Origin of the sequence: Pseudoalteromonas sp. T1lg65, from assembly GCF_051930985.1 — a bacterium.
In the GTDB taxonomy this organism is placed as follows: Bacteria; Pseudomonadota; Gammaproteobacteria; order Enterobacterales; family Alteromonadaceae; genus Pseudoalteromonas.
On the sequence record NZ_CP196837.1, the window covers coordinates 3,301,007 to 3,314,684 of the forward strand.

10 protein-coding genes are annotated in these 13,678 nt (G+C 42.6%); 3 read left to right on the plus strand and 7 right to left on the minus strand.

The genetic code is table 11. The annotated features are described in order from the left end of the window. Positions 1-82 precede the first annotated feature (82 nt). On the minus strand, positions 83-658 hold the full coding sequence (locus ACSLBF_RS14700) for an NAD(P)H-dependent oxidoreductase (RefSeq protein ID WP_440054106.1): 576 nt from the start codon (positions 656-658) through the stop codon (positions 83-85). 129 nt (positions 659-787) lie between these two features. Between ACSLBF_RS14700 and ACSLBF_RS14705 the strand changes: the two genes are divergently transcribed. Next, complete coding sequence (locus ACSLBF_RS14705; protein WP_440054107.1) at positions 788-1,366, plus strand: TetR/AcrR family transcriptional regulator; 579 nt, start codon at positions 788-790, stop codon at positions 1,364-1,366. 80 nt (positions 1,367-1,446) lie between these two features. Beyond that, positions 1,447-4,146, plus strand: coding sequence for a CHASE domain-containing protein (locus tag ACSLBF_RS14710; RefSeq protein ID WP_440054108.1), 2,700 nt, complete (start codon positions 1,447-1,449; stop codon positions 4,144-4,146). Between the two features lie 3 nt (positions 4,147-4,149). On the opposite strand, the gene ACSLBF_RS14715 is transcribed toward ACSLBF_RS14710, so the two are convergent. Then, positions 4,150-5,127, minus strand: coding sequence for a sensor domain-containing diguanylate cyclase (locus ACSLBF_RS14715; RefSeq protein ID WP_440054109.1), 978 nt, complete (start codon positions 5,125-5,127; stop codon positions 4,150-4,152). Positions 5,128-5,593: 466 nt separating this feature from the next. Further along, positions 5,594-7,219 carry a pyridoxal-dependent aspartate 1-decarboxylase PanP gene (gene panP, locus ACSLBF_RS14720; RefSeq protein WP_440054110.1) on the minus strand — a complete coding sequence of 542 codons (1,626 nt, stop codon included), beginning with the start codon at positions 7,217-7,219 and terminating at the stop codon, positions 5,594-5,596. A 348-nt stretch (positions 7,220-7,567) separates the two neighbouring features. Here panP and ACSLBF_RS14725 point away from each other — a divergent pair, with 348 nt between their 5' ends. Continuing rightward, the gene (locus ACSLBF_RS14725) at positions 7,568-9,487 is read left to right on the plus strand and encodes an EAL domain-containing protein (RefSeq protein ID WP_440054111.1); all 1,920 of its coding nucleotides are present in this window, start codon (positions 7,568-7,570) and stop codon (positions 9,485-9,487) included. Positions 9,488-9,549: 62 nt separating this feature from the next. Here the strand turns inward: ACSLBF_RS14725 and trmB are convergent, their stop codons facing one another. The 4 genes from trmB to asnC form a co-directional block, all read right to left on the minus strand. Next, complete coding sequence (gene trmB, locus ACSLBF_RS14730; protein ID WP_440054112.1) at positions 9,550-10,224, minus strand: tRNA (guanine(46)-N(7))-methyltransferase TrmB; 675 nt, start codon at positions 10,222-10,224, stop codon at positions 9,550-9,552. A gap of 81 nt (positions 10,225-10,305) precedes the next feature. Further along, positions 10,306-12,387: an ATP-dependent DNA helicase RecG gene (gene recG, locus ACSLBF_RS14735; RefSeq protein ID WP_440054113.1), complete on the minus strand. Its 2,082-nt coding sequence runs from the start codon at positions 12,385-12,387 to the stop codon at positions 10,306-10,308. 23 nt (positions 12,388-12,410) lie between these two features. Beyond that, positions 12,411-13,106: a tRNA (guanosine(18)-2'-O)-methyltransferase TrmH gene (gene trmH / locus ACSLBF_RS14740; RefSeq protein WP_440054114.1), complete on the minus strand. Its 696-nt coding sequence runs from the start codon at positions 13,104-13,106 to the stop codon at positions 12,411-12,413. A gap of 50 nt (positions 13,107-13,156) precedes the next feature. Beyond that, positions 13,157-13,615 carry a transcriptional regulator AsnC gene (asnC, locus tag ACSLBF_RS14745; protein WP_440054115.1) on the minus strand — a complete coding sequence of 153 codons (459 nt, stop codon included), beginning with the start codon at positions 13,613-13,615 and terminating at the stop codon, positions 13,157-13,159. Positions 13,616-13,678 lie beyond the last annotated feature (63 nt).

The following is a 13,678-nucleotide window of genomic DNA, read 5'->3' on the forward strand; positions in this document are numbered from 1 at the left end:
TAACACAACGCAAATAAAAAGATAAAAAGATGACTCGCAATTGCGAGCCTATATACAGACGTGGGCATAGAATCAGATACAGCTACCCCAAACTCAATCCCACTTCTTCATACAAAAACTGTTTTGGATCTGAACGTCTCGGGTCGTCCATGGTGGGAATAAACTGGTCTATAAACGAAGATAGTTGCTGTTCGCTGGCTTCTGTCGCACCGCACATCCAGACTGGATGTAAGTAGTTCATTTGCGTTAGGTTCGCGGTCATTTGGAACATTTTCATCAGCTCAGGAATACTGGCAAACAAATCAAAGCCTGAATAAAACTGCGCACGCCCTCCTACCGAAACCAAAACCTGTAGATCTTTGTCTTTCAGTTTGTCACCTTGCTCACCAAAGGCAAATCCATAAGCCAAGATGTCGTCTAGCCACTTTTTTAATAGCGGTGGTACGGAGTACCAATAAAGTGGAAATTGAAAAATAATGCGGTCATGCTCAAGTAATAGCTGTTGTTCTTTTTCAACATCAAACACAAAATCAGGATACTCGGCATACATATCACGGCTAGTCGATAACTTACCTGACGCCTCTAGTTGCTGCTTCCAAATACGGTTAGCGTTAGAGCTTGCTAAATTGGGGTGAAAAACTAAGTTCATGACTTTCATTACTGCTGTCCTTAATAAATGGATTTCAAATTAGGTCATCTGACCTATTTACAAATTAGGTCACCCGACCTAGGATGTCAACAGTAATATTTCGAAACAGACTGAAAAAAGTTGCAGGTGGAATAAAAAGTGAATAAAAACAAAAAGGTAGAGAAAATCATCGATACCGCTTTGGCGTTATTAAAAAGCGTCGGAGATCAAGGCCTAAGCATGCGACAAGTCGCTGCGAACAGTGATATGTCATTGAGTAATGTGCAATATTATTTTAAGACTAAAGATCAACTACTTAAAGCAATGGCTGAACGATATTTTCAACATTGTTTGCATGATCTCCGCGCAATGCCCCCTTTGCAATCGCAGCAAACCATCGAAACAGAGCTACACGCCATGTTGACAGAGTTTTTAAGTCACCGTCAGGCCGTATCTGAGATCTGCAGTATGTTTAGAGAATATTGGGCAATTGCGACGCGCAGCGAAGTCATAGCAGACTATCTGAAACAGTATTATTTACAGGTAGCAGAAGTGTTGTCAGAAAAGCTTCGCCCGGTAGCTAACAGCGAACAAGGCGTAAACTGCGTCATTACTTTTCTTATTCCTTTCTTAGAAGGCTATGCAGTTACAATCAAAGCTTTACCAGAAACTCCAGAAAAGACAGCGACTTTCTTGACAAAAATACTAACAGAACTGTTACTTATAGAGTCCAGTTAACAGCAACAAGTTGCCATACAAAAGCAATTACGCTGTTAAATATATACTTAACTGATAACTAAAAAGCGAATTGCCACATTATGAATGCCAAAGGCACTGCGGTTCATTACTTAAAAAGTCATTTTAAAACACTTGTTTTGTTACCAATAATGGTATTTTTAGGTGGTGTGACTTACGGTTTTTACTTAGTAAAACAAGAACAGTCCCAGCAGCATGAGTTTATTATTAACGCTTTAAATAAACGCCTAGAACATATCTCTGAAGGTGTACAAGAGCGTATGCGACTTTATCAGAACGGTATTTTAGGTCTGAAAGGAGCCGTGGCAGCCCACGGCGTTGAACGCTTTGATTATTTTGCCATGCAGAGATACATGGCTTCACATAACTTCAATCAAGAGTTTCCCGGGTCGCGAGGGATTGGTTTTATTAAGCTCGTTTCCCCCAATGAGGAAGCTAGCTTTATTGAAAGTATGCAACTTCAACGGCCTGATGGGCAATTTACCGTCAAAAAACTAGAAGTCCATGATAAAAGCCGTTTCATTATTCAGTTTATAGAGCCAGAAAAAAGCAACCGTGAAGCCGTCGGTTTGGATATAGGCTCTGAAAAGATGCGCCGAGCGGCTGCACACGGTTCCGCGGTATATAATGAACCACGACTGACAGGTCCTATCACCTTGGTGCAGGCAAATAAAAAAGCCAAACGAGGCTTTTTAATCCTCTGGTCGGTGTATGAAGGTAAAACACCAACTATCAAAGAAGCAAGATTAAAACAACTTCGGGGATGGAGCTATTCACCATTAGTCATTGATGAAGTTTTATCGTCAATTAGTGGCCTAAAAAACGATGTGTCGCTAGACATTATTGATGTAACCGATGGACGTGATAAGCAGGCAATCCACTTTTTTAATTTCACTTCTGAATATCCAGCTAGTCATTATTATTTAGATAAAACAATTACCTTACTGGGTCGTGAGTGGCAACTATCTTTGATTGCCAGTGAAAGATTTGTCGAGGAACTGAAGCTTTCCCCTCCTGCCGCTATGATGGGACTTTACACATTGCTTTCTGGGGCGCTTGCTATGCTCATACTGTCTATACATATGATCATTGCACGCCAGTCTGAGATTAAAAATCAAAAACTACAACTTGCGGCTGAAAAAGCCCGCACCCTGATTGAAACCAATGCATTGTTGGAATATGAAGTCGCCAAACGAACTCAAGAGATCACCAAAGCGAACTTATTTCAAAAGAGCATCATTGACGCATCGGCACTGGCAATTATTTCAACCAATGAACAAGGGTTAATTACCTCATTTAACCCTGCCGCCGAAAAATTACTCGGTTACTCCGCTGAAGAAGTAGTAGGAAAACAAACGCCACAAATTTTTCATGTAGAAAGCGAGGTCGTAGCGCGTGCAGAGGCACTTTCGGAAGAGCTTGGTCTCGACATTGATCCCGGTTTTGAGGTATTTGTAACCAAGGCCCGTATGGGACTGAGTGACTCTAATCAATGGACTTACCTCACCAAGTCGGGTGAACAAATCCAAGTAAAGTTAAGTGTCACCGCGTGGAGCGATGACAAAGGAAATATCAAAGGCTTTTTAGGGATGGCTGACGACCTAACGGTACAAATAGAGCACGAAAGAGTGCTTTCCGAAGCCAAAGATGCGGCAGAACAAGCCAGTCGCGCTAAATCAGCGTTTTTGGCCAATATGAGCCATGAAATCAGAACGCCGATGAATGGGCTGTACGGCGCTTTACAGTTATTAAAGTCCGAAAAAGTTTCCCCACAAGGCGCTGACCTAGTTTCTAAGGCCATATACTCAGTTAAGGCACTTAACACCATTATTAACGATATTTTAGACTTTTCGAAAATTGAAGCTGGCCGTTTATCACTAGAAAAACGCAATTTTAATATTAAAAGGCTGATTGAAAATTTACGCTCTGAGTTTACCGTCATGGCGAAGGAGAAAAACCTGACGCTGACTTTTACATTATCTTTGGCTAACGAATACCGGTTTGGCGATGAATTAAGGATCAGGCAAGTTTTGCTTAACTTATTATCCAATGCCATCAAGTTCACGGAGGCGGGAGAAGTAAGTGTCGAAATCACTGAGTCGTTACAACCAGCAGGAATTGAACTGCAAGTTTCAGATACAGGTATCGGCATGCCTAAAGAAGTAATAAAACGCTTATTCGCTCGCTTTGAACAGGCAGATAAATCAACTACCAGAAAATTTGGTGGCACCGGACTTGGGCTATCTATCACACACTCTTTGGTAGAACTCATGAGCGGCACTATTGAGGTAGAAAGTAAGCCCGGCCAAGGCAGCGTATTTACCATCTTTCTCCCTCTGGTTGTAGGCGAAAAAGAATCAGTTACTCCCCACGAAAATGAGCACAATTACGACTTTTCAGATCGCACTTTCCTCATTGCTGAGGATAACCATATAAACCAAATTATTGTTAAAACGATGCTAGCCAACACTGGGGCTACTCTGTTGATAGCCAACGATGGTGTAGAGGCGATTGAGCTGGCTCAGTTACATTGCCCTGATTTGATTTTAATGGATATTCAAATGCCTAACATGGATGGTATTGAAGCATGTAAACAGCTAAAAAAAATCAATACCGACATTCGCATTATCGCACTAACTGCGAATGCGTTCGAAGATGACAAAGCGCTTTATCGACGCACGGGATTTGATGGTTATGTCTCTAAGCCGATTGAGCAGCAAGAACTATTAAATAGCATTGCTGTTCAGCTTTATAATGGGTAACCGCTAAAGCGTAACAACACAGTTTCGGCCAGAAGCCTTTGCTGTATAAACGGCGTGATCCGCTGTTTTTAACGAGCTGCCAAAAGGTAAATTCTGATTCACTTCAACAACCCCAAAACTGGCCGTGAGGTTTATCTTTAACTCATTAAAACAAATAGTATTTTTTTCGATGCGAGCCCGTAATCGTTCTGCGATCAACATCGCATCCCCTAACTGAGTATTTGGCAGTAATACAATAAATTCCTCACCTCCAAGTCGACACATACAATCTTCTAAGCGCAATGCGCTGACACACAACTCGGAGAAAGACTGCAACACAATATCACCCACATCATGACCGTGTTTATCATTGATCAGCTTGAAGTGATCGAGATCAACCATAATCATCGAAAGTTGCTGCGATAGTCTATTATGACGGCTCATTTCTTTTTGTGCATTTTCCATAAGGTAACGGCGGTTCTTGAGACCTGTTAATGGATCTTTATATGCCATTTCTGCCAGCGTAGTCTGAGCTAGCCATAACTCATGTACCAGCAAACGGCGGCTACAGCAGTCAGCTATCATTTCTGCGTACGCCACTTCATCTTTATGCCAAGAACGAATACTTGCATTGCCTTCACAACATAACACACCGTGAGGTATGCCGTTTTTAAAAATCACCGCGTCAAGCATGGTAACAATGCCCTCTGGAACAAGATAGGCGTCTCGAAACTCTACGGTTCTTGGATCAGACATCGCATTATGGGCAGCAATGGTTTCACCACTGTTAATAGCATTAAAGTAACTTGGAAATTGCTCATAATTAAGTTTAGGAAGCGATGTAGCAGTGGATTCTAATGGCCAGTCGGTATTGGCAACGTTAAGTAATTGAGTGGGGTTTTCAATATCGTCGAATAACCAAACTGAGACACGACTGATTGCCAAAGTGGTTCTACCCTCTTCTAAAATATCAAGAAGAAAGCTTTGAAACGAACCTGACACGTCGACCTCTTGCGAGCTCAGCCTTCTGAGACGCTGAGTCAGGTGGCTAAAATCTTTCAACATAACAACAGCCGCTAAATTACATTTGGTTATATTTGGTTTCTTTTTAAGCATAGTAGCAAAAAATAAACAAATCACGTTAATGATTTCTCTACTTAACCTCATCAAGTTAGGAAAATATTTTGCAGTTTCAAGCAACGGCTTTAGCTGCGATCTCATTCAGCGTAGGACCTAAGCGTATTCAGTAATCTGAATTGACGGCGATTTGATTCAGTTAAACCAAAGAAAGTGCAGTAAATATGGAGTCAGAAATATAATTTATAGAATGAGTATATTGAAAAACAACAAGTTATTAATAATTTACGCTGCAATAACAGCGTTGGACAAGCTAACGGCTCTGCGGTGGGAGTTAAGCGGTTTTATATAAAAGAGGCAATATTCATTTGCCTCTTTTATATGGAGACTATTATAAGTATTTCTTAAAATACTTTTTGAAAACAGAGTCCTGTAACGCTAACTCACGCTGCTCAGCTAAAATTTCATTAAGCATGTTTTCTGAAGTTAGTGGGTTTGCCAACACCACACGAAATACAACGGTTGGCTGATATTGGTATTGCTCAGGCGTTAGACGCGTGCGCGATACAAAAGAGCGTCCAGTTTCCCGCTGCCGTTTTTGCACACTCGCGGTTAAGCGATTCAAGGCAGCATAAATCTCAATTTTCTCTTCATCATTCGCGTTGGCGATAACCGCTTTTAACTGTTCTGGCACAAAACGGTACGTGAGAATACATAATTCCGGTTTAGAGACCAACTCAAAGTCTGGTTGAGCTTCGATTAAAGACGCAAAATAACGTGCCTTTTCAATCCCCTTGTCAATCAGCATTTCATAGCCTTGCCGGCCAATAACTCGTAAACAAGCGTGGACCAGCATCGCCATTCCCGGACGGCTGCCTTCTAAAGTGTGACTACCTAGATCTTTGGAACCTTTACGTAAAATATATTCCGCATGATGTTCAATGGCGTCAGATGCCGCTGGATCTTTAAATAACACCATGCCTGCGCCCATCGGCACATACATTTGTTTGTGTGCATCGATGGTAATGGAATCTGCACGCTCAACACCGTTTAGCAGTTTGCGATACGTACTTGATAATAAGGTCGCTCCTCCCCAAGCCGCATCCACGTGGAAATGGCAGCCAAGTTCTTCGGCAAGATCAGCCATTTTGTCTAACGGATCGATATTGCCTGTCTCCGTGGTGCCAGCGACACCTACCAAGGCCAGAACTTTGATACCTTTAGACTCTAGCTCTAGCGCCTTTTCTCTCATTGCATCGATATCAACTTTATTGTTGGCACAGGTTTTTATTGAAATAAAATTCTCTCGGCCAATCCCCAACACATCAGCTGCTTTACCAAGCGAATAGTGACCTCGTTCAGAAACCAATACTGCCAAGCCTCGATAACCATAATGCAGCATTGCAGCAACTAAACCTTGTGTACCAATGCCTTTAAAATCCCCATCTGGTTTTAATAAGCGGTTTCTAGCAATCCAAAGGGCGGTGATATTAGCCACCGTTCCACCAGAACAAAATGCCCCCAAAGAAGTTTGTGCGCTGTGCATCCACTTATCGTAAAAAGCTTCATTCTCTCCATAAGCAAGGTGGTGGATCATGCCCAAAACCTGACGCTCGAGAGGGGTAAATGCCTTCGAAGTTTCAATCTTTACTAAGTTTTGATTTAAGCCCACCATTAGCTTAGATAACGGCAACACAAAATGTGGCAGAGCTGAAGTCATATGACCAATAAAACTGGGGGAGGCGGTGTGTACAGAATGTGCAACCAATTGCTCCATAATGTCTTGCGCATAGTCTGACACAAACATAGGAGCTTCTGGGATCACTGCAGATTGAAAGTCTTTTTCAATCTCATGCAAAGGCTTTTCCACAGCCGCAATATTTTCATTAAGAAAACCAGCGAGATTGCTCGAGATTTCCTGCTCGATTCTGCTTAAAGTTGAATCCGGTGCCTCTGGGACGGTAAATATACGCATCAAACTTTCTTCAGAAGCGACTGCACAACGCTTTGGGCCCATTAATACTACCTAGTTTGCAACTGGCACATCATCATTGTGCCTGAGATTGAATATTAGAAATGGCTAACTTTACTGCATAGCAGCGGAATTGTCTTCACTTGTTGCCGTAATTTTCCATAAAAGGTGACATTTTGATGAAGCTGGAAATAAAATTCAGTGACTTTTCGTTACATTATTTCCAAAAACTGACAAAAAAACAAATCGCAATAATGCAAATTAGAATGCAAAAAAACTTTCGCTATTAACAAATTTTAACACTGGTGGTTAAATATGAGTGACAAACCCTAGCCTACTACACTAAACTATTGATATTTAGGAAGCATCGTAGCTTTGTCGATAAGGAATATCATGAGCTCAAGGGTCATCTCAGAACAAAAGTCAGCAAGTACCAACAGCCAATCGGCATTTGCTCACACAATTTCAAAACCGAGGTTTTCAACGCATCTGCCTATCACTTGGCTGGTCCTCGCCTCGTTGATATTTTTAGCAACCCTTTCAGGTTATGTGATTGTAAGTTATTACGAAACCCGTGATGAAATCATGGCACGTATCAATAACCAACTGATCAATGCCGCAAAAAGCACCAATGTCATCGTTGGGGAAAACTATCAGCAAAACATTCATTCGATTTCAACCAAGGAATTTCAACAAAAGAGCCGCCAACTGACTGAACTCGCACAAGCATTGGATATTGAATATGTTTACACTATGGTACTGGATCCACCACATGTGCGCTTTACTGCTTCAAGTTACACCAAAACCGATATTCAGTTGCAGCGGATCACGCACCTGCATGATATCTATCCAGAAGCATCTCTGATCCTTAAAAGTGCATTTCATTCCACTGAACCGGTATTTGAAGTCGCCCACGATAAATGGGGGCATTTTATCAGTGTATTTATCCCGTATGTTTTGCCTGATGGTTCAACTTATATTGCAGGTGCCGACATCACCGTTCGAGACCTCAATCAACGCCTTAATAAAAGTGCAATTGAAGCGGCGACCAATGCTAGCTTCTTCTTACTTACGTTTTTGCTGATCATCAGTTGCTATGTCATTTATTATCGTAAGAGCTTAACCACCGATCCTAGAACGGGTTTTGCTAACCGAATAGCTCTGGAGCAAGAACTAAAAAATACATCCACTCAGCGTTTAAGCTTAGCGATAGTGAGTGTCAAAGAGGTCGAGGACATTATTAGCTTTTACGGCACATCCGTTGGAGACAAGGTAATGTCAAAGGTGATGCGGTATTTTGCAGGCTTTTTGGGCCATCATCGGGTATTTCGACTGACGACCTCTAAGGTCGCAATCATTACCGATACAGAAAATGGCTCGCATTATTTAGCTAATTTAGTACAAGGATTTCCAATCACTAAACCGATTTATGACATTCCGTATTTGTACGTAAATTTATGTAGTGGTGTCGCGAAAGGCAATCCTGCGTTGTTGTTAGAAAACGCATTTTTAGCACTACGTCAGGCACAAGAACACAGCGAATTATTATGTCACTTTGACATTAAGTTACACCACAATCCACAGCAACAGACTGAAAATCTCCAGCTAACTAGGCTACTGCAACAAGCCTGTGAGTCAGACAGAGTATTGCCCTATTTTACGCCTAGACGTTCCACAATAGATGACAGCGACATACAGTATTTTTGTAGTGCAAGCATAGTAGATGAGCAAGGTGCGATTATTCAAACCGATGAGCTCCCCACAGTAATTAAACAACCTAGACTACGCACACTGCTGCGTATGAGGTTGCTAAATTTGTGTGCGGCTCAATTTAGAAAAACTGCACATAGCTGGGTAATGCGCCTTGATTACAGTGATTTGAACGATGCTGAATTTTTTGAAGACTTGGTGCAAATTCTGCGTCGCTATCCACAACCACAACAAATCACACTAGAGTTTTCGGAAAGTGACGTACTAAAACACTTCGGTGAAATGCATCAGCTGATCAATTCGCTTAAGGCAAAAGGCGCTCAAATTGCAGTCGCGGGAGTAAATAGTGGCTTTTTAACCGTACACCGTATTTTAAAACTACCGATCGATGCCATTTGTTTAGAAAGCAACATTTGTAGTTTACTGGAAGACGATGGTGATTTAGTGCGTTCTATCGAATACTTAGCGATTCAATGTCGGCACAATAACTTATCGTTAGTGGTAAATTGCATCAGCAGCAAAGCTCAGGCTGACTTAATGACTCGTGCTGGTGCTACTCGACTTTCTGGACCTTGGATTGGCAAAGCAAAAGGCCACTTGTGATTATTTGCTTAAGCGGCCCCAGTTTTAGCTAAAACCGGGGCTGGACAACAGCCTACAATATCTTAGCTGCGACTTAGCTCGACAATAAGTCGGGTACTTGATTGGCCACTGGCCCAATACTTACGTTCAAACGGTGTGATAGCTTGTTCACTGCTGTAAGGTTCAGCGCTCGCCTTGACGCCAGCTAGTTCCAAGGCACGCGCAAATTCTTCAACATAAATAGACCAATTGCTACGCACTTCTAATATCCCACCTAGTTTCACGATAAATGGAAAAACTGCGCTGCCATGCCAACGTCTTTGAATATGCTTTGCCTTTGGCCAAGGGTTTGGATATAACAAATAATGATGCGTTGGCTGCCAATTTGCTTGATACGCTAAACGCCAAAAGTCATTAAGATCGGCTTGCGCCAGAATATATTGGCCTTGTTCGGTTTGCTTGTATTCAACATCATGCTTATCTAATCGATGCGCAGACTTATCAATCCCTATCACTAACGCTTCAGGATGCATTTTAGCAAGGTTGGCAGTGCTCTCCCCGACGCCACAACATGAATCAAGAATAATCGGACCATTAAATGCAATGACTTTCTCATTTACTTGATCAAATGCTTGTTGAGTGTGTGCCGCTATGGGTTTTTTAAATTCAGCATTAAGGTGCTTAGTCACTATCTCATCAAGCTTTTCATTTAGCCCTTGCTGATTGGTGGTGATACTACGTGAGTTCGCTTCTGTCATGGTCAAATACAATCATTGCTAGATGTCGGTATTCTACCTGAATTTGAGGGTAGGTGTCAGTGCAACCAGCAATCTCGCCTTTTACGCCATTGCCAGTTCGGATCTGTCACCCATCCAACGCATAATTATCGGCGTGATGACTTCTGGATGTTGTCGCAACAATGTAAAAGCCAAACTACGAACCTGAGGCAATAAAGACTTATCTCGGCTTAAATCTGCAACTTTAAGTTCAGCAAGACCGGTTTGTTTGGTACCAAGTACTTCACCTGGACCACGGATCTCAAGGTCGCGTTCTGCTATCACAAAACCATCGTTACTTTCTCTGAGTACCCCCAAACGCTTTTGCGCTGTTACAGACAACGGCGCGTGATATAACAACAAACAATGTGATGCAATACTGCCCCGACCTACTCGCCCTCGTAGTTGGTGTAACTGCGCAAGCCCCAAACGCTCTGGATTTTCAATGATAATGAGACTGGCGTTGGGCACGTCGACACCAACCTCAATGACCGTCGTTGCCACCAAAACGTCGATTTTGCCTTGCTTAAACTCATCCATAATGGTTTGTTTTTCTTGTGCTTTCATTCGCCCATGCACCAGCCCAATTGTCAGTTCAGGAAGCGCTAGAGCAAGCTCCTTAGCAGCATCTTCAGCGGCTTGGCATTGCAGTACTTCAGATTCATCAATTAAGGTACATACCCAATACACTTGACGTTTATCATCAACACAAGCCGTTTTAACTTTATTGATCACTTCCTGACGTCGAGTATCTGGCACTGCCACAGTGGTAATCGGTGTGCGCCCTGGTGGAAGCTCATCAATAATAGAAGTTTCTAGATCCGCATACGCGGTCATCGCCAAAGTTCGAGGTATGGGTGTAGCGGTCATCACCAATTGATGGGGATAGCAATCGTCAAACTTACCTTTTTCTCTGAGCGCAAGGCGCTGGTGTACGCCAAAACGATGTTGCTCATCAATGATAATCAAAGCTAAATTGGCAAACTGCACTTGCTCTTGAAATAGCGCATGTGTACCGACGACCATTTGTGCTTCACCGCTGGCGATCCGCTCCAATGCTGACGTTCGCTCTTTGGTTTTACCACCCAACCACACGGATTCAATACCTAATGGCTGAAACCAGTTTAAAAAATTCATTGCGTGTTGTTCGGAGAGAATTTCTGTTGGTGCCATCAAGGCTACTTGATAGCCTTGAGCAATGGCACAAAGCGCACTCAGCGCTGCAACCAGAGTTTTACCTGATCCCACGTCCCCTTGCACCAATCGCATCATCGGAAAAGGTTGCTGTAAGTCTCCCTTAATTTCTGCAACCACTCGGCTTTGCGCATTGGTTGGAGCGAAGGGTAACGTCTCAAGAAATTTTTGCTCAAGTGTATTGGTAGGTGAAAGCGATGCGGCTCTTACCGATTGTCCTTTTTGCCTTAATGCCAACAAGCTGAGGTTTTGCGCCAGCAGTTCTTCAAATACCAAACGCTGCAATGCTGGGTGTGTCCCCAACTCAAATTCTGCAACATCAACATCATGCGGTGGCTGATGCAAAATCAACAGCGCCTCTTTCAAGCTTTGCTTTGAGGGCCGATATTGCACAGGTAAATAATCTGGCACATCGTATTTTTTTAATAGGGTTACGGCTTGTTCTGCAATAGCACGAATACTGAGTTGTTTTAAGCCTTCGGTAGTTGGGTAAACTGGAGTCAAGGTTGCTAGCGTTGGGTCGCTCGGCTGAGAATAACAATCTTTAATGCTGTATTCTGGATGTGCCATTTCAAACCCATGACGACCACGGCGAACTTCACCAAAACAGCGGATCACCTTGCCACTTTGCATCGCGTTTTTTTGCGCTGCACTGAAGTTAAAAAAGCGCAGCGCTAAACGGCCGGTACCATCATTAACATAACACACCAGCATGCGACGCTTACCAAAAGTAATATCCGCCCGCTCGATTTCAGCTTCTATGCTGACGTGAAGGTGTGCTTGAAGTTCGCAGATTTGATAGGTTTTCGCTCGGTCTTCATAGCGTAGCGGTAGATGAAATAACATGTCTTGGACGGAGTGAATACCTAACTTCGCAAGTCGCTCAGCCGCCTTTGGACCAACGCCTTTTAGCTCGGTAACTGGGTAACTGGCAAGATTTGGAGTCGACATGTTATTCCTTTATTTTTTGGCCGTTATTTTTTGCTGTACTTGAGTATGTCCCAAAACGTATCATCGGCAATAATTTCACCTTGCTCATCCAGCTCAGGATAGGGCAGACCTTTCACCTTGCAACGCTCAGCAATAATAGGATGACAGCCTTCAAACAATAAACGATGCTTAACTTGTGAGTCCAACATATCGCTGCGTTCGTACATACCAGCGGCTGTTCTTTGTCTTTGCGCCTCATATAAAATCAGTGCTGCCGCCACGGATACATTTAATGACTGTACCATGCCTTCCATGGGAATAACGATATGTTTATCAGCATGTTGTAATGCTTTATCTGAGATCCCTGTACGCTCTTGACCGACGATAACCGCGGTAGGCTTGGTGTAGTCTATTTCTCTAAAATCAACCGCTTTATCACTTAGGTTGGTAGCTAATAGCTGAATCCCTGGGTTTTGTTCTCGGATGGCTGCAACAGCAATATCGATATCTTCATGCATTTGCGTCTCGACCCAGTTTTTACTGCCACCCGAGGTGTTATTGGTCAAACGCCTTTGTTGTTGTGGCCATACTGCATGTACATAGTGACAACCCACGGCGTCAGCAGTACGCACAATGGCGGATAAATTATGATGCTTATGCACCTCATCCAAGCAAACTGTTAAATCAGTTTGGCGACGATCTAAAACGCTTTTTACACGATGGTATCGATTTTCAGCCATCTATTTACTACTCAATTCACAAAATTGCCGCGATTATAGCAAAAATCCGACTAGGGCATAACTGTGCGCTGAATTGGGTTCTGTAGCGAAATCAGGGTCTCAGTAGATTGTACCGCATCAATGCTTTGTACCTTATTGATCAATACATCTTGAAGGTGATCAATAGAACGTGTCATCACCTTGATAAAAATACTGTAATTGCCGGTGGTGTAATGGGCTTCAACGACTTCCTCAAAAGTTTTTAACTTAGCAAGTGCGGCAGGATAATCCCCTGCTTGTTTTAAGTTAATACCGATAAAACAGCATACATCGTAGCCAAGTTGCTTAGCATTGATGCTCAATTGAGTGCCTTCGATAATGCCAGCATGCTTCATTTTCTCTATGCGCACATGGATAGTACCCGCACTCACCGTAAAGCGTTTAGCAAGTTCAGCATAGGGAACTCGAGCATTTTCCATCAATGCGTTAAGGATAGAGCGGTCCAAATTGTCGATCTGATAATTATTCATTCAAAAAACCATTAACAATTATTGATTCCTTAAATATTAACGACTTTTTTTAAATAAAAAAAC